The organism is Streptomyces sp. NPDC059668 (assembly GCF_042734135.1).
Taxonomy (GTDB): domain Bacteria; phylum Actinomycetota; class Actinomycetes; order Streptomycetales; family Streptomycetaceae; genus Streptomyces.
Genome location: NZ_JBHWEL010000060.1, coordinates 30,581 through 55,287 on the forward strand (window position 1 = coordinate 30,581; position 24,707 = coordinate 55,287).

The following is a 24,707-nucleotide window of genomic DNA, read 5'->3' on the forward strand; positions in this document are numbered from 1 at the left end:
GGAGCTACGAGCTTATCGTCGGATTCACTCGTCCCGGGCGACCTCCGTACGCACGGTCGATTGCGGGCGTCAACACGTCAGGACGCCTCGATGAAGCGGTCGAGCACCCGCACGCCGAACCGCAGCGCGTCCACCGGCACCCGCTCGTCGACCCCGTGGAACATGCCCGCGAAGTCCAGCTCGGGCGGCAGCTTCAGCGGGGCGAAGCCGAAGCACCGGATCCCGAGGTCGGCGAAGGACTTCGCGTCGGTACCGGCCGAGAGCATGTACGGGACGGCGCGCGCGATCGGGTCCTCGGCGGAGAGCGCGATCTGCATGGCGTCGACCAGCGCTCCGTCGAAGGTGGTCTCCAGGGCCTTGTCCGCGTGCACGTCCTCGCGCCTGACCCGCGGGCCGAGGATCCGGTCCAGATCGGCCAGGAACTCCTCCTCGTACCCCGGCAGATAGCGCCCGTCGACGTGGGCGGTCGCCTGCCCGGGGATCACGTTGACCTTGTAACCGGCACCCAGCTGGGTCGGATTGGCGGTGTTCTGCAGAGAGGCGCCGATGAGCTTGGCGATGCCGCCCAGCTTGGCCAGCGTCTCGTCCATGTTCTCCGGGTCGAGCTCGGTGCCGAGCGCGTCGCCGAGCTCGTCGAGGAAGTGCCGCAGGGTCTTGGTCACCCGCACCGGGAACGTGTGCCGGCCCAGCCGGCCGACGGCCTCGGACAGCTCGGTGATCGCGTTGTCCCTGTGGATCATCGAACCGTGGCCGGCGGTGCCGTCCACGGTCAGCTTCATCCAGTGCATGCCCTTCTGTGCGGTCTCGACGAGATACAGCCGCAGCTTCTCGTTGACCGTGAAGGAGAACCCGCCGACCTCGCCGATCGCCTCCGTGACGCCCTCGAAGAGGTCCGGGTGCTTGTCGACCAGGTGGCGGGCACCCCAGGTGCCGCCGGCCTCCTCGTCCGCCAGGAAGGCGAGCACGATGTCACGGGGCGGCTTGCGCCCGGTGCGCAGCCGGTCCCGTACGACCGCCAGGGTCATGGCGTCCATGTCCTTCATGTCGACCGCGCCGCGGCCCCAGACCATGCCGTCCGCGATCTCGCCGGAGAACGGGTGGTGGGTCCAGTCCACCGCGTTGGCCGGTACGACGTCCGTGTGCCCGTGGATGAGCAGCGCGGGGCGCGAGGGGTCCTCGCCCTCGATGCGGGCGACCGTGGAGGCGCGGCCCTGGTGGGACTCGAAGATCTGCGGTTCGAGCCCGACCTCGGCGAGCTTCTCGGCCACGTACTCGGCCGCCTTGCGCTCACCCGGGCCGGAGTGGTCGCCGTAGTTGCTGGTGTCGATCCGGATCAGCTCGCGACAGAGGTCCACGACCTCGTCCTCGCCGGAGACGCTCCTGGTCGTGTTGGACTCGCTCACGCTGCTTCCTCCCACTGTCACTGCTGGTGGTCCCCCTCATCCTCTCCCCCACCCCCCGCCCGGCCCAAGGCCGGTCCCGGCCCGTCACGCGCCGTTCACGCGGCGACGGGGTGTGATCGGAGGCCCTCGAAAGCCTGGTAATGTTTCCTCTGTCGCCGCGAGGGAAACCCCGCGCGACAGACACCTTGTCCGGGTGGCGGAATGGCAGACGCGCTAGCTTGAGGTGCTAGTGCCCTTTATCGGGCGTGGGGGTTCAAGTCCCCCCTCGGACACACAGTGATGAGCGAGGGCCGCGACCGTCAGGTCGGGGCCCTCGCTCGTTGTGTCCGTCGCGTCACGGACGGATGTGGGGCAGATCTCGTCAGCCTGACATACCCCCACGTCAGAGCGTCGCCCACACACCGGAATGATCGGTTCCGATGCCTCGGGCGGCCTCTCCACATGGCTGATGACCAGGCACGCGACTAGCGTCGTACTAAAATTCCACGCTTGTTTGGAGCTGGACCGGAATATCCCCAGGCATACCTGCGGGCCCACCAGCGCCCCGGACGCTCCGGGAACAACTCGTGAGGACCTGATGGCAGCCCTCGAGCAAGGCCCCGCTTTCGCACTGTTCGACGAGGAGGTGCGCGCGGAGTTCGGCGACCCGGCGCGCTTCTCCGCCTCCGCCGCCGCCTCTCCCCGCACCCTGGTCGACATCCTGGACGCCTCCGTCCGGGCGTACCCCGACGAGCCCGCCCTCGACGACGGACACCGCAGCCTCACCTACCGCGCCCTGTCCGTCGAGGTCGAGGCCCTGCGCACGCGGCTGAGCGACGCCGGGGTGGGCCTCGGCGACCGGGTCGGCGTCCGCGTCCCCTCGGGCACCAACGACCTGTACGTCGCCATCCTCGCCGTACTGGCGGCCGGCGCGGCCTATGTGCCGGTGGACGCCGAGGACCCCGACGAGCGGGCCGAGCTGGTCTTCGGCGAAGCCGGGGTACGGGCGGTCGTGGGGGCCGGGCACCAACTGACCGTCAACGGCGTCTGCGAGGTTCCCGCCGCGCGGCCCGGCGTCGATCACGACGCGTGGATCATCTTCACCTCCGGCTCGACCGGCCGGCCCAAGGGCGTGGCCGTGAGCCACCGCAGCGCCGCCGCCTTCGTCGACGCGGAGGCCGACCTCTTCCTCACCGAGGACCCGATCGGACCCGGCGACCGGGTCATGGCGGGTCTCTCCGTCGCCTTCGACGCCTCCTGCGAGGAGATGTGGCTGGCCTGGCGGTACGGAGCCTGCCTGGTGCCGGTGCCGCGCTCCCAGGTGCGCAGCGGCGCCGACCTGGGGCCCTGGCTGGTCGAGCAGGAGATCACCGTCGTCTCCACCGTGCCCACCCTGGCCGCCCTGTGGGAGCCGGAGGCCCTCAACGAGGTCCGGCTGCTGATCTTCGGCGGCGAGGCGTGCCCGCCCGAGCTGGTGCAGCGTCTGGTGACCGAGGGCCGTGAGGTGTGGAACACCTACGGCCCCACCGAGGCCACCGTCGTCGCCTGCGCCTCCCTCATGAGCGGCGAGGAGCCCATCCGTATCGGCCTGCCCCTCAACGGCTGGGAGCTCGCCGTCGTCGACGAGGCCGGCCTGCCGGTCGCCATGGGCGACAGCGGCCAGCTGGTGATCGGCGGGGTCGGTCTCGCCCGGTATCTCGACGCCGAGAAGGACGCGGAGAAGTACGCGCCCCTGGAGTCGCTCGGCTGGGAGCGCGCCTACCGGAGCGGTGACCTGGTCAAGGCCGAACCCGAAGGCCTGGTCTTCCTCGGACGGGCCGACGAGCAGATCAAGCTGGGCGGCCGCCGGATCGAACTGGGCGAGGTGGACGCGGCCCTTCAGGCGCTGCCCGGCGTCGCCGGCGCCGCGGCCGCCGTCCGTACCGCCCGCGGCGGCAACCAGCTCCTGGTCGGCTATGTCGTCACCCAGGACGACTGGGACCACGCGAGCGCCGTCGAGAAGCTGCGCGCCGCGCTGCCGGCCGCCCTCGTCCCGCTGCTCGCCCCGGTCGGGGACCTGCCGACCCGGACGTCCGGCAAGGTCGACCGCGCCGCGCTGCCCTGGCCGCTGGAGGGCCTGGAGACCGGCGGGGCGAAGGAACAGCTGTACGGCACCGAGGCCTGGCTGGCCGAGCAGTGGAGCGAGGTCCTCGGCATCCCCGTGGGCAGCGCCTCCGACGACTTCTTCGCGATCGGCGGCAACAGTCTCGCGGCCGCCCAGCTCACCACCCGGCTGCGCGCCCGCCATCCCAGCGCCGCCGTGCTCGACATCTACCAGCAGCCCGTGCTGCGCAAGCTGGCCCGGCACCTGGAGAAGTCCTCGCAGGACGACGGCGCCGAGCGCGTCATCGCGCCCGTCCCGCTGCGGGCCAAGGTCGTCCAGCTGCTCGTCCTCGTCCCGCTGTTCACCCTGCTCGGGCTGCGCTGGACCGTGGCGCTGGCCGCGCTCGGGAACGTACTGCACTGGTTCGGTCCCTACACCTGGGCGCCGAGCGCCTCGTGGTGGCTCGTCGGCGCCGGGGCCCTCGTCCTGTTCAGCCCGCCGGGGCGGCTCGCCATCGCGGCGGGCGGGGCCCGGCTGCTGATGCGCGGCGTCAAGGCCGGACGTCATCCGCGCGGCGGCAGCGTGCACCTGCGGCTGTGGACGGCCGAGCGGCTGGCCGAGTTCAGCGGCGCGACCTCACTGACGGGTTCCTGGCTGGAGCGGTACGCACGCGCCCTGGGCGCCAAGGTCGGCACGGACGTGGATCTGCACTCGCTGCCGCCGGTGACCGGCCTGCTCAAGCTGGGCCGGGGTGCCGCCGTCGAGTCCGAGGTGGACCTGTCGGGGCACTGGCTGGACGGTGACCGTCTGGAGATCGGCCCGGTGAAGGTGGGCGCGCACGCCGTCGTCGGCACCCGCAGCATCCTCTTCCCGGGCGCCCGCGTCGGCAAGCGGGCCGAGGTGGCTCCCGGATCGGCTGTCGTCGGACAGGTCCCCACCGGGCAGCGCTGGGCCGGAGCGCCCGCCGTCAAGCTCGGGAAGGCGAAGCGCGCCTGGCCCAAGGAGCGTCCGCGCCGGGGCACGTACTGGCGCGCGATGTACGGCGCGACGGGTTTCGCGCTGACCGCGCTGCCGCTGCTCGGCGGGCTGGCCGCGCTCCTCGTGGCGAGCCGGTTCGTCACGCCGGACGCCGGTCTCGGCGAGGCCCTGCGGGGCGCCGCCGTCGCGCTGGTGCCGGCCACACTCGCGTTCGGGCTCACGTACGCGCTGCTGATCCTGGTCGGCGTACGGCTGCTCAGCCTCGGGCTGCGCGCGGGCACGTACCCGACGCACAGCCGGGTCGGCTGGCAGTCCTGGACGGTCACCCAGTTGATGGACCGCTCCCGGGAGACGCTGTTCCCGCTGTACGCCGGGCTGATCACCCCGGTGTGGCTGCGGCTGCTCGGGATGAAGATCGGCCGGGGCGCCGAGGTCTCCACCGTGCTGGCCCTGCCCAGCCTGACCACCGTCGGCGAGGGCGCCTTCCTCGCGGACGACACCCTGACCGCGCCGTACGAGCTCGGCGGCGGCTGGATGCGCATCGGGCGGGCCGAGATCGGGCGCCGCGCGTTCCTCGGCAACTCCGGCATGACAGCGCCCGGCCGCAGCGTGCCGGACGGCGGTCTGGTCGGTGTGCTCTCCGCGACCCCGAAGAAGGCCAAGAAGGGCAGCTCCTACCTGGGACTGCCGCCGGTGAAGCTGCCGCGCGCCACGCAGGACGGCGACCAGAGCCGCACCTACGAGCCGCCCGCGCGGCTGCTGTGGGCCCGCGGTCTGGTGGAACTGTGCAGGATCGTGCCGGTGTTCTGCTCGGCCGCGCTGGCCGTGCTCACCGTCGCCGCGCTCAGCGCGCTGGGCGCGTGGGCCTGGGCGCTGAGCGGAGTGGTGCTGCTGGTCGCGGGCGCCGCCGCCGCGGTGCTGTCCATCGTCGCGAAGTGGCTGCTGGTGGGCCGGCACCGGGCCGGCGAGCACCCGCTGTGGAGCGGGTTCGTCTGGCGCAACGAGCTGGCGGACACGTTCGTCGAGGTGGTGGCCGTGCCGTGGCTGGCCGGCTCCGTGCCCGGTACGCCGTTGATGACGGCGTGGCTGCGCGGTCTGGGCGCCCGGATCGGCAAGGGCACCTGGATCGAGAGCTACTGGCTGCCCGAGACCGATCTCGTCACCCTGGAGGACGCCTCCACGGTCAACCGTGGCTGTGTGCTGCAGACCCACCTCTTCCACGACCGGATCTTGCGGACGGATAATGTGGTCCTCCGTGAGGGCGCCACCCTGGGCCCGGGCGGAATCGTCCTTCCCGGCAGCACAGTCGGGGCGCGCAGCACACTGGGACCCGCGTCGCTCGTCATGGCGGCGGAATCCGTTCCCGACGACACCCGCTGGCTGGGCAACCCGATCGAGGCATGGCGTTCCTAGGCGCGGCCCGTACGGCGTCCGGGGACGGTGCACCGGCACGTCGTACGAGCACAGCGCAGGGAGCAGACGCAGCAGTGACCGTTCAGCAGACAGTGGGATCGGACCCGTACTTCCCGGCCAACGGTGATCCCCGCTACCGGGTGCACCGGTACGAGCTCGCGCTGGACTACCGTCCCGGCCCGAACCGGCTCTCCGGCACCGCGCGGATCAACGCGATAGCCGGCCGGGGCGCGCTCGCGGAGTTCCAGCTCAACCTGGCCGACTTCCGGATCGGGCGGATCCGGGTCGACGGCAAGGCGCCGCACTACACGCACCGGGGCGGCAAGCTGCGGGTCCGCCCGGCGAAGCCGATCCGGGCCGGGGCCGCCTTCACCGTGGAGGTGCACTGGGCGGGCAACCCCAAGCCGGTGAACAGTCCCTGGGGCGGGATCGGCTGGGAGGAGCTGGAGGACGGGGCGCTGGTGGCGAGCCAGCCGGTGGGCGCGCCGTCCTGGTATCCGTGCAACGACCGGCCGGCCGACAAGGCCTCGTACCAGATCTCGGTCACGACGCCGTCGGCGTACACGGTGGTGGCGGGCGGCAGGCTGCTGACCCGTACGACGAAGGCGTCGACGACCACCTGGGTGTACGAGCAGGCCGCGCCGACGTCCAGCTACCTGGTCGGGCTGTCGATCGGGAAGTACCAGACGGTGCTGCTGGGCGACCCGGGGCTCGGCGGTGTGCCGCAGTCCGGACATCTCCCCGCCGATCTGCTCCCCGAGTTCTCCCGTGACTTCGCGCGGCAGCCCGCGATGATGGAGCTGTTCGAGGAGCTCTTCGGGCCGTATCCGTTCGGTGAGTACGCCGTGGTGGTGACCGAGGAGGAGCTCGACGTCCCGGTGGAGGCGCAGGGGCTGTCGCTGTTCGGCGCGAACCACGTGGACGGGGCGCGCGGTTCGGAGCGGCTGGTCGCGCACGAGCTGGCGCACCAGTGGTTCGGCAACAGCGTCTCCATCGTGGACTGGCGGCACATCTGGCTGAACGAGGGGTTCGCGAAGTACGCGGAGTGGCTGTGGTCGGAGCGGTCGGGCGGCCGTACGGCGCAGCAGCTGGCCGCGGTGGCGCACCGGAAGCTGGCCGTGCGGCCGCAGGACCTGGTGCTGTCCGACCCGGGGCGCAAGCTGATGTTCGACGACCGGCTGTACGAGCGCGGCGGGCTCACGCTGCACGCCCTGCGCTGCGCGATGGGCGACACGGCCTTCTTCCGGATGCTGCGCGGGTGGGCCGGCCTGCACCGCGGTGGCGCGGTCAGTACGGCGGCGTTCGTCGCGCATGTCTCCCGGTACGCGGCGGAGCCGCTGGACGATCTCTTCGGGGCGTGGCTGCACACGGCGAAGCTGCCGCCCCTGCCGGTCCTGACGGCACCGCTCCCGGCGCGGCCCTCGTACCCGCCGACGAACGCCGACTCGGCCTGAGGGGTGGCCGTCGTCCCCGCCGGTCCGACGCGCGGGGGCGGACACGGGCTGGGGGACAATGGCGGTCATGACCAGTCGTACCTGCCCGTGCGGGCTGCCCGAGCCGTACGCGACGTGCTGCGGGCGCTTCCACCGCGGTGAGGCCGCCGCGCCGACCGCCGAGGCCCTGATGCGGTCGCGGTACTGCGCGTTCGTCCAGCGGGACGAGGGATATCTGCTGCGGACCTGGCATCCGCGGACGCGGCCGCCCCGGGTGGAGTTCGACCCCGGGACGCGGTGGACGGGTCTGGAGATCCTCCGGACGGGTCAGGGGTCGGCCTTCCACTCCACGGGGACCGTGACGTTCCGGGCGTCCTACCGGGGCGGCTCGCTGCACGAGCGGAGCCGTTTCGAGCGGGTCGACGGCGCGTGGGTGTACGTGGACGGCGACTTCGCCGAGTAGTCCCGCCGGGTCACCGCCGTGGGGCGGTCACGGCGCCAGGATGTCGAGTTCCTGGAGGGCGCCGACCGTGATCTCGCGGGTGAGGACCTCGGCGCGGACGGCGTCGCCCTCGCGGACCGCCTCCGCCACCTGGACGTGCAGGGTGACGGCGGCGGGATCGGGGTCCTCGAACATGATCTCGTGGTGGGTACGGCCCGCCAGCACCTCGGCGACGACGTCGCCGAGGCGGGCGAACATCTCGTTGCCGGACGCGTTGAGGATCACCCGGTGGAAGGCGACGTCGTGGACGAGGTACGCCTCCAGCTGATGACCGCGTGAGGTGGCGACCATGCCGAGGGCGCACTCGGTGAGTTCGGCGCACTGCCCGGCGGTGGCGTGCCGGGCCGCCAGTCCCGCCGCGACGGGTTCGAGGGCGGAGCGCAGCACGGTGAGCGACCGCAGCTGGTGGGGGCGGTCGGCGCCGGCCAGGCGCCACCGGATGACCTGCGGATCGTAGACGTTCCACTCGACCTTGGGACGGACGGTCACCCCCACCCGGCGGCGGGACTCCACGAGGTGCATGGACTCCAGCACCCTGACCGCCTCGCGCATCACGGACCGTGAGACCTCGAAGCGCTGGGCGAGTTCGTCCGTGCGCAACACGCTCCCCGGGGGGTACTCGCCCGCCGTGATGGCCGGTCCGAGGGCGTCCAGTACCTGTCCGTGCAGCCCCCGGCCCCGTGTGCTCATGGGCTCAGGGTACGAGGCCGAGCTCACGAACAAAAAGTCAGACTTATATGTCACACACTCTTGAATTAGTCCTACCTAATAGGTTTCAGTGTCGTCGACATCAGATGTCGACGAAGACGGTGAGGCAGCGATGAGCACCCCCCATGTCGTCGTGGTCATGGGCGTCGCAGGTACCGGCAAGACCACCATCGGTCCCCTGCTTGCGGCCCGGCTCGGCGTTCCCTACGCCGAAGGCGACGACTTCCACCCCCAGGCCAACATCGACAAGATGACGGCCGGGACTCCCCTGAGCGACGAGGACCGGTGGCCGTGGCTGGACGCCATCGGCCGCTGGGCGCACGAGCGCGAGGGACTCGGCGGGGTCGTGAGCAGTTCCGCGCTCAAGCGCGGGTACCGCGACCGGCTGCGGGCCGCGGCACCCGGGGTCGTCTTCGTGCATCTGACCGGTGACCGGGCGCTCATCGAGGACCGGATGTCGCACCGTCAGGGGCACTTCATGCCGACGGCGCTGCTGGACTCGCAGTTCGCCACCCTCCAGCCGCTGGAGGCCGACGAGGCGGGCGTCCGCGTGGACGTCGCCGGCGGCCCCGACGAGATCACCGAACGGGCCGTGGCCGCGCTCCGGTCCCTCGCCCAGCCCTCGCAGTAACCCCACCCACCCGTCCGAAGACCTTTCTCAGAGCAAGGGAAAACCGTGACCAGACTCAGCGTCGAGATGCTGGCAGCGGACGCCGTCGAGCCGATCACCTCCGCGGGCCACGCCCAGCTGGGTGTCGCCGTGCTGGCGGGCATCGCCGTCATCGTCCTGCTGATCACCCAGTTCAAGCTGCACGCCTTTCTGGCCCTGACCATCGGCTCGCTCGCGCTCGGCGCGGTCGCCGGGGCACCGCTCGACAAGGTGATCGTCAGCTTCACCACCGGCCTCGGCTCCACCGTCGCCGGTGTGGGCGTCCTGATCGCCCTGGGCGCGATACTCGGCAAGCTGCTCGCCGACTCCGGGGGCGCCGACCAGATCGTCGACACGATCCTCGCCAAGGCGGGCGGCCGCGGCATGCCCTGGGCGATGGTGCTGATCGCCTCCGTGATCGGGCTGCCGCTGTTCTTCGAGGTCGGGATCGTGCTGCTGATCCCGGTCGTCCTGATGGTCGCCAAGCGCGGCAACTACTCCCTGATGCGCATCGGCATCCCGGCGCTGGCCGGCCTGTCCGTGATGCACGGCCTGATCCCGCCGCACCCCGGCCCGCTGGTCGCGATCGACGCGGTCAAGGCCAACCTCGGCGTGACGCTCGCGCTCGGCGTCCTGGTCGCCATCCCGACGGTGATCATCGCGGGCCCGGTCTTCTCCCGTTACGCGGCCCGCTGGGTGGACGTACCGGCCCCCGACCGCATGATCCCCGCCCGCGCCTCCGAGGAGCTGGAGAAGCGCCCCGGCTTCGGCGCCACCCTCGCCACCATGCTGCTGCCGGTCGTGCTGATGCTGTCCAAGGCGCTGGTGGACATCGTCGTGGACGACCCGACGCACAAGGTGCAGCGTGTCTTCGACGTCGTCGGCTCGCCGCTGATCGCGCTGCTGGCGGCCGTGATCGTGGGCATGTTCACGCTGGGCCGCGCGGCCGGTTTCACCAAGGACCGCCTGTCCACCACGGTGGAGAAGTCCCTCGCGCCGATCGCGGGCATCCTGCTGATCGTGGGCGCGGGCGGCGGCTTCAAGCAGACCCTGATCGACGCCGGTGTGGGCCAGATGATCCTGGACATCTCCAAGGACTGGTCGATCCCCGCGCTGCTGCTCGCCTGGCTGATCGCCGTGGCCATCCGCCTCGCGACCGGTTCGGCGACCGTCGCCACCATCTCGGCGGCCGGTCTGGTCGCCCCCCTCGCCGCCGACATGTCGACCGCGCACACCTCGCTCCTGGTACTGGCGATCGGCGCGGGCTCGCTCTTCTTCAGCCATGTCAACGACGCGGGTTTCTGGCTGGTCAAGGAGTACTTCGGCCTGAGCGTCGGTCAGACGGTCAAGACCTGGTCGGTCATGGAGACGATCATCTCCGTGGTGGCCGGCGGACTGGTCCTCCTGCTGTCACTCGTGATCTAGGGGTACGGGGATGGGTCACCCTCTGTTCGACATCAGCGGCCGTACGGCCCTGGTCACCGGCTCCAGCCGGGGCATCGGACTCGCGCTCGCCCGTGGGCTCCTGGAAGCGGGCTGCACGGTCGTCCTCAACGGGCGCGACGCCGACCGCCTCACCCGGGCCGCCGCCGGACTGCCCGGCGACGTGCGCACGGCGGTGTTCGACGTCACCGACGGCCCCTCGGTGGCCGCCGGCATCGCCGACGTCGAACAGCGGGTGGGCCCGCTCGACATCCTGGTCAACAACGCGGGCATGCAACTGCGGGCCCCGCTGCTGGAGTTCACCGACGCGGACTGGCACCGGATCCTGGACACCAACCTCACGAGCGCGTTCCTGGTCGGCCGCGAGGCCGCGCGCCGGATGACCGGACGCGGCCACGGCAAGATCATCAACATCTGCTCGCTGCAGAGCGAGGTCGCGCGTCCGGGCATCGCCCCGTACGCGGCCACCAAGGGCGCGCTGAAGATGCTCACCAAGGGCATGTGCGCGGACTGGGGGCCGCACGGGGTACAGGTGAACGCACTGGGCCCCGGATACATCGAGACCGAGCTGACCCGGCCCCTCGTCGAGGACGAGGAGTTCAGCGACTGGGTGCGGCGGCGCACCCCGGCCGGGCGGTGGGGCCGTACCGAGGACCTGGTCGGCGGGGTGCTCTTCCTCGCCTCGCCTGCGGCGGACTTCGTCGGCGGGCAGGTGCTGTACGTCGACGGCGGCATGACGAGTGTGCTCTGAAAGGCCCGCGAGGGACTCCGGTCCCGAGGAATCCGAGAGGGACACGGCGATGCTCGGTTGTGTGATCCACGGACAGGGCGATCTACGGGTCGAGGAACTGCCGGCGCCGTCCGCCGGGCCCGGGCAGGCGCTGGTCGCCGTCCGGTACGGCGGGATCTGCGGGTCCGACCTGCACTACTGGCGGCACGGCGGCGTCGGGGACTTCCGGCTGCGGGAGCCGATGGTGCTGGGCCACGAGGTCGTCGGGACGGTGGTGTCGTACGGCGCCGGGGCCTCGGGCCCGGTACCGGGCACCGCCGTCGCCGTGCACCCGGCGACGGCGTGCGGAACCTGCCCCGAGTGCGCCGGCGGGCGGGCGAACGTGTGCCGGGACACCCGCTATCTGGGCAGCGCGGCGCGTACGCCGCACGTCCAGGGCGGGTTCTCGGCTCTGCTGGCGGTACCCGCCGCGCAGCTGCGCGCGCTGCCCGCGGGGCTCGCCCCGCGGCGGGCCGTGCTCGCGGAACCGCTGTCGGTCGCCCTGCACGCCGTGCGCCGGGCCGGAGACGTGCGGGGCCGGCATGTGCTGGTCACGGGGGCCGGGCCGATCGGCTGCCTCGTGGTGGCCGCCGCGCGGGCCGCGGGCGCGGCACGGGTGACCGTCACCGACCCGCTGCCGCGGGCACTGGAGTACGCCTCCCTGGCCGGGGCCGACACCCTCGTACGGGCCGACGACCCGGCCGATCCCGGGTGGCCCTCGGAGACCGACGTGGCCGTCGAGGCGTCCGGGGTGGCCGCCGGGCTGGACACCTGCCTGCGCCTCGTACGGCGCGGCGGGGTCGTGGTCCAGCTGGGCATGCTGCCGCCCGGGAGCAGCCCGTTCGCGGGGAACCTGCTGGTGAGCCGGGAGATCGAGCTGCGGGGCGCGTTCCGTTTCGACGCCGAGTTCGACGAGGCGCTGACCCTGCTCGCCGCCGAGCCCCGCTTCGACGCGCTGGTCAGCGCGGTCGTGCCGACGGCGGAGGCCGGGTCGGCGTTCGCCCTGGCGGCGGACCGCAGCCGCTCGTGCAAGGTGCTGCTGGACTTCGGGGAGCCGGCCCGGTAGGTGCTCCCCCGGTCGGGGCCAAGGGCTGTCCCGTAATCCCCGGTGGATCAGCGCGCGGCATCAGATGCGGTGCATCGCAAGGCGGAGGGTCGTCCTCATACTGGGTGTATTCGGGCGATCCGACAACGCGGCGAGGTGCCGTAGCTGTCGTCGTGCGCCCGCCGGAGATTACGGGACAGCCCCTAGGGCCTGTCGTCGGGCCGCCACAGCGGGTGTTCGCGCTCCGCCCAGTCCCGGCTCACCGTGCCGGTGCGCATCCCCCGCCGGGCCTCGGGGTCGCCGAGGGCCATCCCGATGTGGCCCCCGAGGACGATGCCGATCGTCAGGGCCAGCCAGTCGTGGACGAAGGTCGCCGAGGTCCGCCACATCAACGGGGTGAGGTGCGTGAACCACATGAGCAGCCCGGTGGCGAGCATGACCAGACTCGCGCCCGCGATCCAGGCCGCGTAGGTCTTCTGCCCGGCGTTGAACTTCGCCGCGGGCCGGGAGGAGGGGAACCGGTCCCTGCGCAGGGCCGCGCGCATCCACCGGCGGTCGTGCGGACCCCAGCGGTTCAGCCGGCCCAGGTCCGCGCGGAAGGCACGGGAGGCCAGGCCCACCAGGACCGGCACCGGGAGCAGCAGGCCCGCGAACTCGTGGACCCTGACGACGAGTTCACGGCGGCCCACCAGCTCGGCGAAGAACGGGAGGTACAGGCACGCCGCCGTCGCCACGCACACACCCATCAGCAGGGCCGTCAGGCGGTGCACCCAGCGTTCCGCCCGGCTGAAGCGCCGTACGTGCGCGGAGGGCACCGAGACGGCCGGGGTGTCGTCAACTCGTGGGTGCATCGTCGCGTCCGTTCGAACGGCCGACCCATGCGTCGACGTCGTAGCCCCGGTCCTCCCAGTACCCGGGACGCACGTCCTCGGTGACCGTGATGCCGGAGAGCCACTTGGCGGACTTGTAGAAGTACATGGGGGCGACGTACAGGCGGACCGGGCCGCCGTGGTCGTGGCCGAGGGGCTTGTCCTGCATCCGGTGGGCCACCAGGACGTCGGGGCGCCGGGCCTGGCGCAGCGTAAGGCTCTCCGTGTACGCCCCGTCGAAGCAGGTGAACCGGATCGCGCCGGCGGTGGGGCGCACGCCCGCCGCGTCGAGGATGTGGGAGAGGCGCACCCCTTCGAAGGGCGTGCCGGGCACCCGCCAGCCCGTGACGCACTGCACGTCGTGCACGAGGCGGGTCTGGGGCAGTGCCTTGAGGTCGGCCAGGGTGTAGCTGCGCGGGTGGTCGACCAGGCCGTCGATGGTGAGGCGGTAGTCGGCGGGGCCCTTGTGCGGGACGGAGGAGGTCACGGAGTAGTAGCGGAAGCCGCCGCCGTTGGGGAGCAGGCCGGTCAGGCCGGTGGGGTCGCCGGCGAAGAGCGACTCCAGGCCGCGCTGGAGCGGGGGCGCGGCCAGCACGCCGAGCGCGCCGAGTCCGAGGGTGCCGAGCAGGAGCCGGCGGCCGATGGGCGTCCCGGGCTCGTCGGGGCGCTCCGGTTCCCGCTCCGCCGGTCGCCCGGGCGAGCGCGCCGGCGGAGCTTGCGGGGTACGCCCCCGCTGCCGCTCCGGTCCCCGCTCTCGGGAATGTTCAGGGTTCACACACCTATACGAGCACTCGCGACCCCCTTCAGGCCAGCGGCAGCGGGTGTCCGTCAGAATTCCGTCATCACTTTCTCAGGTTTCTCAGACACCGGACGGGCGTCCGGGAGGCGCCGGGGACCTGCCGGTCCACGGCGCCTCCGCGCCTTCCGGCACGTCCGGTCGGCGCTTCCGGGCGGCTGCCTCAGGCCCCGGCCCCGGAGTCCGCCGCCTTGTCCAGCTGGAAGGCCTCGTTGCCGAGTCCGATCCGGGCGTGTGCCTCGGGTGCCCGGGAACGCAGCACCAGGCCCTGGACGAGGCCGACGACCAGGGCGGCCGCGACCAGCGCGGGCAGCAGCCGGCTCAGTGCGGAGCCCGGGCCGGTGCCGACCAGGACGTCGAAGTCCTTGACGGTGTAGATCGCGATCACGAGCAGGGCGAGGCCCGAGACGGCCGCGGTGACCAGGCGCCAGACCTGGGCCCGGGCGGCGCCGCGGCGGACGAAGAAGACGATGACGGAGAGCGAGGCCGCCGCCATCAGCAGGATGACGCCGAGCGCGCCGACGTTGCCGCCCCAGGTGAACAGGTGCAGCACGGGCGCGGTCGGGTCGCCGGTCGGCTTGTCGTCGGTCACGGCGAAGGCGACCAGAACGATCAGGGAGATGGTGGTCTGCAGGAGCGAGCCGGTGCCGGGGGCGCCGCTGGCTCCGGTGGTCCTGCCGAAGGCCTTCGGGAGCAGCCCCTCGCGGCCCATGGCGAAGGCGTACCGGGCGACGACGTTGTGGAAGCTGAGCAGCGCGGCGAACATGCCGGTCACGAAGAGCACGTGCAGGACGTCCGTGAAGGTGCCCCCGAGCCGTGACTCGGTGAGGAAGAACAGCAGCCCGGCACTCTGTTTCCGGGAGGCGTCGACGATCCCGGCGGGCCCCGTGGCGACGGTCAGCGCCCAGGAGCTGATCGCGAAGAAGACGGCGACGAAGCCGATCGCCAGGAACATCACCCGGGGGACGAGGATGTGCGGGCGGCTCGTCTCCTCCGCGTACACCGGCGCCTGTTCGAAGCCGGTGAACGCGGCGATGCAGAAGCACAGCGCGGTGCCGACCCCGGCGCCGGTGAGCGTGCCGGGGTCGAAGGCGTGCAGCGAGAGCCCTTCCTTCCCCGGATCGGCGACGGCCGCGACGTCGAAGATGACGACGAGCGCCACCTCGACGACGAGCAGGACGCCGAGCACCCGCGCGTTGACGTCGACCTTCAGCCAGGCGAGCGCGCCGACCACCAGCACGGCCACCAGGGCCGGTATCCACCAGGCCATGTCGACGTGGAGGTAGGTGGAGAACAGCCCGGACACCTCGAAGCCGAAGATGCCGTAGATGCCGACCTGGAGCGTGCTGTAGGAGAGCAGCGCCACCGCGGCGGCGCCCGCGCCCGCGGTGCCGCCGAGACCGCGCGCGACGTAGGCGTAGAAGGCGCCCGCGTTGTGGACGTGGCGGCTCATCTCGGCGTACCCGACGCTGAAGAGGACCAGCACCACGCCGAGGATGACGAAGAGCAGGGGCTGTCCGACGATGCCCATCACCGCGAATGTGGTGGGCATGACACCTGCGACCACCATGAGGGGGGCGGTCGCGGCGAGGACGGACAGGAGCAGCCCTCCGGTGCCCAGCCGGTTGGCCTTCAGGGCGCGGTCCTGCCCCTTGAAGGTGCTGATGCCGCCGTCGGCAGCGGCGGGTCTTCCCGTGTTCGCACTGCTCGATGTGCTCGAACTGCCCGTCGTCATCGCGGGGTGGTCCTTTCGGATGTCCGGTGGTCCGGTTGGGTGGAGCGGTCGTTCACACCGTGCCGAGCGCGCCGGCGCGGGCGGTACGGAAGGCCTTGTACGGGTCGCGGTCCGGGTAGGACCAGGGCACCGGGGTGGCGTGCGGGCCGATGCGGTGGAACAGGGCGGCGGCCTCGGCGCCCCGGCCCTCGCAGGACTTCGCGTGGGCGAGGAAGTTGAGGTCGAGGAGACGACGGGGGTGGTCGTCGTGCTCCCACTCCAGCCACCAGTCGAAGGCGGCCTTCATCACCTGGCGGGCCCGGCGCCCCACCCAGTGCCCGGAGGCGGCCGGGTCGGCGGATTCGCTGCCCGCGGATGCGAGCACCCGGTAGCGCTCGGCGTGCGCGACGACGGGCAGGATCGCGAGCGGCGAGTCGGCCGGGGCCTGCTCGGCCGCCCAGTTGGCGAAGTCGTAGACCTCGTGGAGCGGGTCCTGCCCCGCCTGGGCACGGCGCTCGGCGAGGCGGGCGACCATCAGGTGGTGGGCGTGGTGGTGCTCGGGATGGCGGTGGCGCACCTCGTCGAAGAGCCGGACCACGTCGGCCTCACCGCCGAGCGTGCGCTCCAGGGTCAGCAGACCGAGCCAGGGCGTGGGGTCGGCGGGGGCGAGCGCGGCGGCGGCGTGACAGGTCTCGCGGGCCCGTTCGGGACGGTCCCTGCCGTCCAGGGCGCGCTGGACGGTGGCACAGGCGAGGAGCACGGAGGCGTCGGCGGACTCGGGTTCGGCGAGCTGCCACTCGCGCGCCCAGGCGAGGGTGGTGGGCTCCTGCGCGAGCACGGTGACGCGGTGTCCGCGGCGGTCCCACTCGTCGCCGGTGACGGCGAGCAGCGAGCGGACCGCGGTCCAGCGGCCCTGCGCCAGCGCGGAGCGCGCGACGACGAGTTCGGCGTCGTCGAGTGCGGCGTCGAAGGCCTGGGCCGTGCCTTTGCGGCCGCGGCCGAGGGGAGGAGGTGGCGACACCGCGAGGGTTCCTCACAGACGCGGCTGGTCAGGTGGCGATCGCGGACAGCAAACCCTTGGCTGAGGGTTCACGTCAAGGCCCATCCAAGGTCCTACACGTGTCAACTCCTCCAATGTGAGCACAAGTTGATGACAGGACCCGGGGGACGCCCAGGACGGCGGGGCGTGCGGGCGCCTCACTCGCGCCCGCACGCCGGAACCCCGCGCGGAGGGGCTCAGCCCACCGCCCCGGCCGCCGCGCGCCCCGCCGTGCGGCCGGAGAAGAGGCAGCCGCCCAGGAACGTACCTTCGAGGGACCGGTAGCCGTGCGCTCCGCCGCCGCCGAAGCCGGCGACCTCCCCCGCGGCGTACACGCCCTCCAGCGGGTCCCCGCCCTCGGTCAGGACCCGCGACGAGAGGTCCGTCTCCAGGCCGCCGAGCGACTTGCGGGTGAGGATGTGGAGGCGTACGGCGATGAGCGGACCCGCCTTCGGGTCGAGGATGCGATGCGGCGTGGCGGTACGGATCAGCTTGTCGCCGAGGTAGTTGCGGGCCCCGCGGATCGCGGTCACCTGGAGGTCCTTGGTGAACGGGTTCGCGACCTCCCGGTCGCGGGCGACGATCTCGCGGCGCAGCGCGGCCTCGTCGATCAGCGGCTCCTTCGTGAGCGCGTTCATGCCGCGTACCAGCGCGCCGAGGTCCTTCTCCACGACGAAGTCGGCACCGTTGTCCATGAAGGCCTTGACCGGCCCGGGGACGTCGGCGCGCGCCCGCCCGAAGACACCCTTGACCGACTTGCCGGTCAGGTCGGGGTTCTGTTCCGAACCCGAGAGCGCGAACTCCTTGCCGATGATCTTCTGGTCGAGCACGAACCACGTGTAGTCGTACCCGGTCCTCATGATGTGTTCGAGCGTGCCGAGCGTGTCGAAGCCCGGGAAGAGCGGCACCGGCAGCCGGTTGCCGCGCGCGTCCAGCCAGAGGGAGGAGGGGCCGGGCAGGATGCGGATGCCGTGGTTGTCCCAGATGGGGTTCCAGTTCTGGATCCCCTCGGTGTAGTGCCACATGCGGTCGCCGTTGATGAGGCGCGCGCCGGCCTCCTCCGCGATCCCGAGCATCCTGCCGTCGACGTGCGCGGGCACACCGGAGATCATCCGCTCGGGCGGAGTGCCCAGCCGCTCGGGCCAGTTGGCGCGCACCAGGTCGTGGTCGCCGCCGATGCCTCCCGAGGTGACGATCACCGCCTGCGCCTTCAGTTCGAACGCGCCGGTCACCGTCCGCCCGCTGGCCTGGCCGCGCTCGATCCCGGACGGTTCCAGGATCTCGCCGGTGACGGTGTCGACGGCGCCCGCGCTGCGGGACAGGCCGGTGACCCGGTGGCGGAACCTGAGCTCGACGAGACCACGCTCGACCCCGGCCCGCACCCGCCGTTCGAAGGGGGCGACCAGTCCGGGCCCGGTCCCCCACGTGATGTGGAAGCGGGGTACGGAGTTGCCGTGGCCGTTGGCGTCGTAGCCGCCGCGCTCCGCCCAGCCCACCACCGGGAAGAAGCGCACCCCCTGCTGGTGCAGCCAGGACCGCTTCTCACCGGCCGCGAAGTCCACGTACGCCTCGGCCCAGCGGCGCGGCCAGTGGTCCTCGGCGCGGTCGAAGCCCGCCGTGCCCATCCAGTCCTGGAGGGCGAGGGCGTGACTGTCCTTGATGCGCATCCGGCGCTGCTCGGGCGAGTTCACGAAGAAGAGACCGCCGAAGGACCAGTGCGCCTGGCCGCCGATCGACTGCTCCGGTTCCTGGTCGAGGAGGATCACCTTGCGGCCCGCGTCGACGAGCTCCGCGGTCGCCGCGAGCCCCGCGAGACCCGCTCCGATCACGATCACATCTGCGTCGTAGGCCATGGGCCCGTCCTCTCGGCATGACGACGGCCCATGTCGGCTTCGTCACAAGTCGCCGTCGTCACGGCAGGTTGACAGGAAAGTGGTGTCAGCACACCGGCGGCCGACCGGGACAGCCGGTGACCGGCCCGCCGTTGTTACTGATCGGTCAGATCCTTCGGCAAGAGGAGTGACCGAGTCAACCGTCCCGTCGCGGCTACTCCGTGGGCGGCGCCCGGCGGGTGGCACTACAGTCGGCGGGATACGCACCCGTGACCCGATCCGACCCCGGATGTATCGAGGTACCCAGCGTGTCGCTTCTCGTTCTGATTCTCTCGGTGAGCGCGGCCTGTTGCCTGGGTTTCGGCTTCGTGCTCCAGCAGAACGCCGCGTCCCGCGCCCCGCTGAACGACTTCCTCTCCCCCCGTCTGCTGCTGGACCTCATCCGGGTGCCGCGCTGGCTGGGCGGTATCGGACTCATGGTGTGCGGCATGGTCCTCGGCGCGATCGCCCTGGGCAAGGGCGAGGTCTCCCAGGTGGAACCGCTCCTCGCGACCAACCTGCTGTTCGCGCTCGGCCTCTCCCGCCACCAGACGAGGAAACCGCTGGGCCCGCAGGGCTGGTCCGGGCTCGCGCTGCTCGCGGGCGGGGTGACCGCGTTCATCCTGGCGGGCAGGCCCAGGGGCGGTGACGCGGTGTCCGACCCCCTGCGGCACTGGCTGATCATCGGCGTCATGCTCGGGCTCGCGCTGCTCCTCACCACGTACGCCAAACGCTCCCGGCTGGGCGCCGCTCCGGTCCTGCTCGCCCTGGCCGCGGGGGTGCTGTACGGGGTGCAGGACGCGCTCACCCGGGTCAGCGGGGAGCGGTTCGGCGAGGGCGGCTGGGGCGAACTGCTCGTCAGCTGGCAGCCGTACGGGGTGCTGGTGCTCGGTGTGTCGGGGCTGGTGCTGGTGCAGAGCGCCTTCGAGACGGCGGAGCTGCGGATGTCGCTGCCCGCGCTCACCGCCGCCCAGCCGCTCGCCGGGATCCTCTGCGGGGTGGGGTTCCTCGGGGACCGGCTGCGGACCGACGTGGGCGCGCTGACCTGGGAGGCGGTGGGACTCGCGGCGATCGTGACGGGCATCGTGCTGCTCGGGATGCACCCCGCGATGCCGGCCGGAGCGAAGAGGACGGAGCCCGCGCGGGACCTTCAGCGACGCTGAGGGCGGCCGGGTCGGGACCCCGCCCCGGCCGGGCACGTCGGCCCGCGAGGACCGGCGAGCTGGGCCGCACGGCCATCCCGGAGGGCGGCACGGCCACCCCGGCGAGCGGCACGACCTGCCCGGTGAGCGGCACGACCACCCCGGCGAGCGGCACCGCCCACCGCGTGAGCGGCGCGGCCGACGCGGTGAACGGCACCGTCCACGCGGGCCATGGACACCCGTTCGGCCGAACGGCGCGCGCCGTCCCGGGAACACCCGGCCGGCGGAGCGGCGCGCGGTGAATCCGGGTGCGTCGCGTGGCCGCTCCGGACGGGGCGGAGGGACCTGACGGGTGCCGGCGGTGCGGGTTCCCCGCGGGCGTCCGGACGGCGGCCCGCACGGGGCCGGCCCGACGGGGCCCACTGGACGGAGGCCGACTGGACGGGGCTGGTTGGATGGAGGCATGAGCGCCGCTGACGAGATCCTCGACATCGTGGACGAGAACGACGTGGTCGTCGGACAGTCCCCGCGCGCGGAAGCGTACGCGCGCGGACTCCGCCACCGGTGCGTGTTCGTCCAGGCCCGGGACGCGGACGGCAGGCTCTTCGTCCACCGCCGCACCGCCACCAAACTCGTCTTCCCCTCCCTGTACGACATGTTCGTCGGCGGGGTGGTGGGCGCGGGCGAGTCGTACGACGCCGCGGCCCTGCGCGAGGCCGAGGAGGAACTCGGCGTCTCCGGACTCCCGGACCCCGTCCCGCTCTTCAGGTTCCTCTACGACGACGGCACGGGACGTACCTGGTGGTCCGCGGTCTACGAGGTCCGCTGCGACCTCCCCGTGAACCCCCAGGCCGAGGAGGTCGCCTGGCACACCTTCCTCACCGACGAGGAGGTGGAGCGGCGGCTGCCGGAGTGGACGTGGGTGCCGGACGGGCTGGCGGCGTACGAGCGCCTGCGGGAACACCGCGCGGCGGGCTGACCCTTCGCGGTGCCCGGCGGCGACCGCGCCGCGGGACGGCCGAGTAGGGTCCGGGACGTGATCGAATTCGTACGTGACGTCCGCCTGTGGTTCGCGCCCGAGGAGGTCCGGCAGGAGGGCGTCACTCCCGACTACCGGTTCTCACTGGCCAACGAGCGCACCTTCCTGGCCTGGCTGCGCACCGCGCTGGCGCTGATCGGGGGCGGCTTCGCCGTCGACCAGTTCCTGCCGGACCTGCGATGGGCCTGGCGCGTCGGTCTCGCACTGGCCCTGCTGGCGGCGGGCGTGCTCTGCTCGCTGCGGGCCGTCAACCACTGGGTGCGGTGCGAGCGGGCGATGCGCAGGGGCGACGACCTTCCCGTGTCGCGTTTCCCGGCGCTGCTGGGCATCGCCGTCGCGGTGGTCGCGGTCGCGATGGTCGTCGTCGTCCTCGTCCGCTGGGAAGGATGACCGCGCCCGTCCCGGTGCGCGACCCGGGACTCCAGCCGGAACGCACCCGGCTCGCGTGGCGGCGTACGACGCTGTCGAGCACCGTCGCCGCCGTGCTGGCGGCCAAGGCGGCGCTGCACGGCGGTCCGTCGGCGACCGGGGTGGTGGCCGGTGTCCTGTGCGGCGCGCTGTGGCTGGGGTTCCTGGCACTCGCGCACCGCCGCATCCGGGTGCTGGCCGCGTCCGGAACCACCGGCCCGCCCGCCCTCGCACCGTGGCACGCGACGGCCGCGGCGCTGTGCACGGTCGCGCTGGCGCTCTGCGCGGCGGCGCTTGTGTTCTGAGAACCCCGTGGGGGCGACGCCCGGCCGCGGCCCCTCCACCCGTGCGCCCACCCCTTACTCCCGGACGGCACGCATGCCCGAATAATGAGTAATTGACATATATGTCACGCTTTCTGGCGCTAGCCTGAGCCGTCGCTTCCCGCCACGCACGAAGGTGAGCACCACCATGACCACCCTCCACCCGGAGCACTCGGCCCATCAGCACACCCACGGTCCCGCCTGCGGACACACCGCGGTGCCGCACGGGGACCACGTCGACTACGCGCACGACGGACACCTGCACCGCGAGCACTCCGGACACTGGGACGAGTGCGAGCCGAGCGGCCACACGGCACACGGCGACCACGGGGGCCACCAGCACGGCGAGGACTGCGGCCACCCGGCGGTCGAACACGGAGACCACCTCGACTATCTGCACGACGGGCACCGGCACGCCCAGCACGACGGCCACTGGGACGACCACTAGGGACGGCGGACACAGAGGACACGACGGACACCCCGGGCGTCCCGCCGGACACCCGGAACGCCCTCCGACGTCTCTTCGCGACGACCGCCCGGCGTCTCCCCTCGACGCCCGTTCGGCGTCTCCCCCGGCCCCCCGGAGGAGACGCCGATCACGTTTGGCGTACACCCTGGACGACATACCGACTGGTCGGCATCATGGTCACGTCCCGCTCCCTCGCGTGTAGGAGAAACGATGAGTCCCGACCACCCGCCAGGTCTCGATCTCGACCGGCTGCGCGGCCTGCTCGACGGCGAGCGGCCCGGTCTGACGCACGGCCCGCTGACCGGCCGGCTGATCGAGGGCGGACGGTCGAACCTCACCTACGCGGTCACGGACGGCACCACGCGATGGGTCGTACGGCGGCCCCCGCTCGGCCATGTGCTGGCCACCGCGCACGACATGAAGCGCGAACACCGGGTGATCAGCGCACTGCACCCGACGGCCGTCCCGGTGCCGCGCCCGTTGCTGCTGTGCGAGGACGAGGAGGTGCTGGGCGCCCCGTTCTACGTCATGGAGTTCGTGGACGGCACGCCGTACCGCACCGCCGAGCAGCTCGCCCCGCTCGGCCCGCGGCGCACCCGGGACGCGGTGCTCGGGCTCGTCGACACGCTCGTCGAGCTGCACGCCGTGGATCCCGCCGCGGTGGGCCTCGCCGACTTCGGCCGCCCCGAAGGCTTCCTGGACCGCCAACTGCGGCGCTGGGGAAAGCAGTTGGACGCCTCCAGAAACCGCGAGCTGGCCGGGATCGACGAACTCCACGCGGCCCTGGGGCGCGCGCTGCCGCACTCCGCCGCACCCACCGTCGTGCACGGCGACTACCGGCTCGACAACGTGCTGATCGGCGAGGACGACCGGATCAAGGCGATCCTGGACTGGGAGATGTCCACGCTCGGCGATCCACTGACCGACCTGGGCCTGCTGGTGATGTACAGCACGCCCCTGGAACTGCCCGACTCCCCCATCAGCACGACCGCTTCGGCGGCCGGACACCCGGACTCGGCCGAGATCGTCGAACGGTACGCCGCGCGCTCGGGGCGCGACGCGTCCGACGTCGCCTGGTACACGGCGTTCGCCTGGTTCAAGCTCGCCGTGATCCTGGAGGGCATCCACTACCGCTACACGCTCGGCCAGACGGTCGGCGCGGGCTTCGACCGCATCGGTGACCTGGTGCCGTTCTTCATCGAGCACGGTCTGACGACTCTTCAGGAAGGCTGATCCGCCATGGACTTCGCATTCGACGCGCGCACCGAGGAACTGCGGGACAGGCTGCTCGCCTTCATGGACGAGTACGTGTATCCGGCGGAGGCGGTGGCGGAGGAGCAGCGCGCCCTGCTGGCCTCCCCGTGGGACACGCCCGCCGTGGTCGGGGAGTTGAAGGCAGAGGCACGCAGGCAGGGGTTGTGGAACCTCTTCCTGCCCGACGCCGAGCACGGCGCCGGACTCACCAACCTCCAGTACGCGCCGCTCGCCGAGATCACCGGCCGCAGCCCGCACCTGGCGCCCACCGCGCTGAACTGCGCGGCGCCGGACACCGGGAACATGGAGGTGCTCGCGCAGTTCGGCGACGAGCGCCAGAAGAAGCAGTGGCTGGAGCCGCTGCTCGCCGGCGAGATCCGCTCGGCGTTCGCGATGACCGAGCCGGAGGTGGCCTCCTCCGACGCCACCAACATCACCACGCACATCGAGCGGGACGGCGACGAGTACGTCGTCACCGGCCGCAAGTGGTACATCTCCGGGGCGATGAACCCGGACTGCAGGATCTTCATCGTGATGGGCAAGACGGACCCGGACGGGCCGGACGTCCGCCGCCAGCAGTCCATGGTCCTGGTCCCGCGTGACACGCCGGGGGTCGAGGTCCGGCGCGCCATGCAGGTGTACGGATACGAGGACCACTCCCACGGCGGGCACGCGGAGGTCGTCTTCCACGGGGCGCGCGTTCCCGTCACCAACCTGGTCGGCGAGGAGGGCGGCGGCTTCGCCATCGCCCAGGCGCGGCTCGGTCCCGGCCGTATCCACCACTGCATGCGGCTGATCGGCATGGCCGAGCGGGCGATCGAGCTGATGTGCCGGCGAGCCGTGTCCCGGACGGCGTTCGGCAAGCCGCTGGCCCAGCAGGGCGTGGTCCAGAACTGGATCGCCGACGCGCGGGTCGCCGTCGAGCAGCTGCGGCTGCTGGTGCTGAAGACCGCGTGGATGATGGACACGGTCGGCAACAAGGGTGCTCACACGGAGATCCAGGCCATCAAGATCGCCACCCCGCGTACGGTCGTCGACATCCTCGACAAGGCGGTGCAGCTGCACGGCGCCGGGGGTGTGAGCCAGGACTTCCCGCTGGCGGAGCTCTGGGCCGCCGCGCGCACCCTGATGCTCGCGGACGGGCCGGACGAGGTGCACCAGCGGTCGCTGGCGCGGCGGGAGATCAAGAAGTACGTGTGACGCCGGGGGCGGTGGGGGGGTCTTCGCCCCCGCCGCCCCTGCCCGTCCCATCCCGTACCTGGGGGCTCCGCCCCCAGACCCCCGCCGGCCTTAAGGGCCTTGTCCTCAAGCGCCGGACGGGCTGTTTGTGGGGGGCCGCCGGTTCCTGGGGGGGGAACTCGGGAGCCCGGGCCCGGCC

21 protein-coding genes and 1 tRNA gene are annotated in these 24,707 nt (G+C 72.2%); 15 read left to right on the forward strand and 7 right to left on the reverse strand.

Annotation, left to right across the window (positions count from 1 at the left end; genetic code table 11):
• Positions 1–77: 77 nt before the first annotated feature.
• A complete protein-coding gene (locus tag ACFV2J_RS31945) occupies positions 78–1,403 on the reverse strand; it encodes a M20/M25/M40 family metallo-hydrolase (RefSeq protein WP_385088566.1) in 1,326 nt (441 codons plus the stop codon).
• 187 nt (positions 1,404–1,590) lie between these two features.
• Between ACFV2J_RS31945 and ACFV2J_RS31950 the strand changes: the two genes are divergently transcribed.
• The 4 genes from ACFV2J_RS31950 to ACFV2J_RS31965 all read left to right on the forward strand — a co-directional run bounded on the left by ACFV2J_RS31950 (position 1,591) and on the right by ACFV2J_RS31965 (position 7,752).
• Positions 1,591–1,675 (forward strand) — tRNA-Leu (locus ACFV2J_RS31950).
• Between the two features lie 305 nt (positions 1,676–1,980).
• On the forward strand, positions 1,981–5,856 hold the full coding sequence (locus ACFV2J_RS31955; RefSeq protein WP_385088568.1) for a Pls/PosA family non-ribosomal peptide synthetase: 3,876 nt from the start codon (positions 1,981–1,983) through the stop codon (positions 5,854–5,856).
• 74 nt (positions 5,857–5,930) lie between these two features.
• Positions 5,931–7,310 carry a M1 family metallopeptidase gene (locus ACFV2J_RS31960; protein WP_385441887.1) on the forward strand — a complete coding sequence of 460 codons (1,380 nt, stop codon included), beginning with the start codon at positions 5,931–5,933 and terminating at the stop codon, positions 7,308–7,310.
• A 67-nt stretch (positions 7,311–7,377) separates the two neighbouring features.
• Positions 7,378–7,752, forward strand: coding sequence for a YchJ family protein (locus ACFV2J_RS31965; RefSeq protein ID WP_385094137.1), 375 nt, complete (start codon positions 7,378–7,380; stop codon positions 7,750–7,752).
• Positions 7,753–7,779: 27 nt separating this feature from the next.
• Here ACFV2J_RS31965 and ACFV2J_RS31970 read toward each other — a convergent pair whose 3' ends face one another.
• Entirely contained in the window at positions 7,780–8,481 is a 702-nt protein-coding gene (locus ACFV2J_RS31970; RefSeq protein ID WP_385094134.1) for a FadR/GntR family transcriptional regulator, read from the reverse strand.
• A 130-nt stretch (positions 8,482–8,611) separates the two neighbouring features.
• Here ACFV2J_RS31970 and ACFV2J_RS31975 point away from each other — a divergent pair, with 130 nt between their 5' ends.
• Genes ACFV2J_RS31975 through ACFV2J_RS31990 form a run of 4 tightly spaced genes read left to right on the forward strand, consistent with a single transcriptional unit; the run spans position 8,612 to position 12,426 of the window.
• Positions 8,612–9,130: a gluconokinase gene (locus ACFV2J_RS31975; RefSeq protein ID WP_385094131.1), complete on the forward strand. Its 519-nt coding sequence runs from the start codon at positions 8,612–8,614 to the stop codon at positions 9,128–9,130.
• Between the two features lie 45 nt (positions 9,131–9,175).
• Positions 9,176–10,573, forward strand: coding sequence for a gluconate:H+ symporter (locus ACFV2J_RS31980; RefSeq protein ID WP_385094129.1), 1,398 nt, complete (start codon positions 9,176–9,178; stop codon positions 10,571–10,573).
• A gap of 10 nt (positions 10,574–10,583) precedes the next feature.
• Positions 10,584–11,342: an SDR family oxidoreductase gene (locus ACFV2J_RS31985; protein ID WP_385094126.1), complete on the forward strand. Its 759-nt coding sequence runs from the start codon at positions 10,584–10,586 to the stop codon at positions 11,340–11,342.
• Positions 11,343–11,391: 49 nt separating this feature from the next.
• On the forward strand, positions 11,392–12,426 hold the full coding sequence (locus tag ACFV2J_RS31990) for an L-idonate 5-dehydrogenase (RefSeq protein ID WP_385094123.1): 1,035 nt from the start codon (positions 11,392–11,394) through the stop codon (positions 12,424–12,426).
• Positions 12,427–12,608: 182 nt separating this feature from the next.
• On the opposite strand, the gene ACFV2J_RS31995 is transcribed toward ACFV2J_RS31990, so the two are convergent.
• The 5 genes from ACFV2J_RS31995 to ACFV2J_RS32015 all read right to left on the reverse strand — a co-directional run bounded on the left by ACFV2J_RS31995 (position 12,609) and on the right by ACFV2J_RS32015 (position 18,676).
• The gene (locus ACFV2J_RS31995) at positions 12,609–13,256 is read right to left on the reverse strand and encodes a cytochrome b/b6 domain-containing protein (protein ID WP_385094120.1); all 648 of its coding nucleotides are present in this window, start codon (positions 13,254–13,256) and stop codon (positions 12,609–12,611) included.
• The gene (locus ACFV2J_RS32000) at positions 13,240–13,917 is read right to left on the reverse strand and encodes a molybdopterin-dependent oxidoreductase (RefSeq protein WP_385094140.1); all 678 of its coding nucleotides are present in this window, start codon (positions 13,915–13,917) and stop codon (positions 13,240–13,242) included. The genes ACFV2J_RS31995 and ACFV2J_RS32000 overlap by 17 nt, the downstream gene beginning before the upstream one ends.
• A 316-nt stretch (positions 13,918–14,233) precedes the next feature.
• Positions 14,234–15,805: an APC family permease gene (locus ACFV2J_RS32005; protein WP_385082163.1), complete on the reverse strand. Its 1,572-nt coding sequence runs from the start codon at positions 15,803–15,805 to the stop codon at positions 14,234–14,236.
• 52 nt (positions 15,806–15,857) lie between these two features.
• Positions 15,858–16,805: a hypothetical protein gene (locus ACFV2J_RS32010; protein ID WP_385441895.1), complete on the reverse strand. Its 948-nt coding sequence runs from the start codon at positions 16,803–16,805 to the stop codon at positions 15,858–15,860.
• Between the two features lie 215 nt (positions 16,806–17,020).
• Complete coding sequence (locus tag ACFV2J_RS32015; RefSeq protein ID WP_385082161.1) at positions 17,021–18,676, reverse strand: FAD-binding dehydrogenase; 1,656 nt, start codon at positions 18,674–18,676, stop codon at positions 17,021–17,023.
• A 287-nt stretch (positions 18,677–18,963) separates the two neighbouring features.
• On the opposite strand from ACFV2J_RS32015, the gene ACFV2J_RS32020 reads away from it, so the two are divergent.
• The 7 genes from ACFV2J_RS32020 (at position 18,964) to ACFV2J_RS32050 (ending at position 24,529) form a co-directional block, all read left to right on the forward strand.
• Complete coding sequence (locus tag ACFV2J_RS32020) at positions 18,964–19,857, forward strand: DMT family transporter (protein WP_385082160.1); 894 nt, start codon at positions 18,964–18,966, stop codon at positions 19,855–19,857.
• A 442-nt stretch (positions 19,858–20,299) separates the two neighbouring features.
• Positions 20,300–20,815, forward strand: a complete 516-nt coding sequence (locus ACFV2J_RS32025; RefSeq protein ID WP_385082159.1) for an NUDIX domain-containing protein — start codon at positions 20,300–20,302, stop codon at positions 20,813–20,815.
• Positions 20,816–20,872: 57 nt separating this feature from the next.
• On the forward strand, positions 20,873–21,265 hold the full coding sequence (locus ACFV2J_RS32030) for a YidH family protein (protein WP_385082158.1): 393 nt from the start codon (positions 20,873–20,875) through the stop codon (positions 21,263–21,265).
• Positions 21,262–21,588 carry a DUF202 domain-containing protein gene (locus ACFV2J_RS32035; protein ID WP_385082156.1) on the forward strand — a complete coding sequence of 109 codons (327 nt, stop codon included), beginning with the start codon at positions 21,262–21,264 and terminating at the stop codon, positions 21,586–21,588. The genes ACFV2J_RS32030 and ACFV2J_RS32035 overlap by 4 nt, the downstream gene beginning before the upstream one ends.
• A gap of 166 nt (positions 21,589–21,754) precedes the next feature.
• Positions 21,755–22,054: a hypothetical protein gene (locus ACFV2J_RS32040; RefSeq protein WP_385082155.1), complete on the forward strand. Its 300-nt coding sequence runs from the start codon at positions 21,755–21,757 to the stop codon at positions 22,052–22,054.
• A 231-nt stretch (positions 22,055–22,285) separates the two neighbouring features.
• Complete coding sequence (locus tag ACFV2J_RS32045; protein ID WP_385082154.1) at positions 22,286–23,308, forward strand: phosphotransferase family protein; 1,023 nt, start codon at positions 22,286–22,288, stop codon at positions 23,306–23,308.
• 6 nt (positions 23,309–23,314) lie between these two features.
• The gene (locus ACFV2J_RS32050; RefSeq protein WP_385441901.1) at positions 23,315–24,529 is read left to right on the forward strand and encodes an acyl-CoA dehydrogenase family protein; all 1,215 of its coding nucleotides are present in this window, start codon (positions 23,315–23,317) and stop codon (positions 24,527–24,529) included.
• Positions 24,530–24,707: the final 178 nt, after the last annotated feature.

Excerpts from the sequence above, each read along its gene's own strand:
- ACFV2J_RS31955 (WP_385088568.1), top strand. The coding sequence starts at position 1,981 with ATGGCAGCCCTCGAGCAAGGCCCCGCTTTCGCACTGTTCGACGAGGAG.
- ACFV2J_RS31965 (WP_385094137.1), top strand. The coding sequence starts at position 7,378 with ATGACCAGTCGTACCTGCCCGTGCGGGCTGCCCGAGCCGTACGCGACG.
- ACFV2J_RS31970 (WP_385094134.1), bottom strand. The coding sequence starts at position 8,481 with ATGAGCACACGGGGCCGGGGGCTGCACGGACAGGTACTGGACGCCCTC.
- ACFV2J_RS31975 (WP_385094131.1), top strand. The coding sequence starts at position 8,612 with ATGAGCACCCCCCATGTCGTCGTGGTCATGGGCGTCGCAGGTACCGGC.
- ACFV2J_RS31985 (WP_385094126.1), top strand. The coding sequence starts at position 10,584 with ATGGGTCACCCTCTGTTCGACATCAGCGGCCGTACGGCCCTGGTCACC.
- ACFV2J_RS31990 (WP_385094123.1), top strand. The coding sequence starts at position 11,392 with ATGCTCGGTTGTGTGATCCACGGACAGGGCGATCTACGGGTCGAGGAA.
- ACFV2J_RS31995 (WP_385094120.1), bottom strand. The coding sequence starts at position 13,256 with ATGCACCCACGAGTTGACGACACCCCGGCCGTCTCGGTGCCCTCCGCG.
- ACFV2J_RS32005 (WP_385082163.1), bottom strand. The coding sequence starts at position 15,805 with ATGACGACGGGCAGTTCGAGCACATCGAGCAGTGCGAACACGGGAAGA.
- ACFV2J_RS32015 (WP_385082161.1), bottom strand. The coding sequence starts at position 18,676 with ATGGCCTACGACGCAGATGTGATCGTGATCGGAGCGGGTCTCGCGGGG.
- ACFV2J_RS32025 (WP_385082159.1), top strand. The coding sequence starts at position 20,300 with ATGAGCGCCGCTGACGAGATCCTCGACATCGTGGACGAGAACGACGTG.
- ACFV2J_RS32035 (WP_385082156.1), top strand. The coding sequence starts at position 21,262 with ATGACCGCGCCCGTCCCGGTGCGCGACCCGGGACTCCAGCCGGAACGC.
- ACFV2J_RS32040 (WP_385082155.1), top strand. The coding sequence starts at position 21,755 with ATGACCACCCTCCACCCGGAGCACTCGGCCCATCAGCACACCCACGGT.
- ACFV2J_RS32045 (WP_385082154.1), top strand. The coding sequence starts at position 22,286 with ATGAGTCCCGACCACCCGCCAGGTCTCGATCTCGACCGGCTGCGCGGC.
- ACFV2J_RS32050 (WP_385441901.1), top strand. The coding sequence starts at position 23,315 with ATGGACTTCGCATTCGACGCGCGCACCGAGGAACTGCGGGACAGGCTG.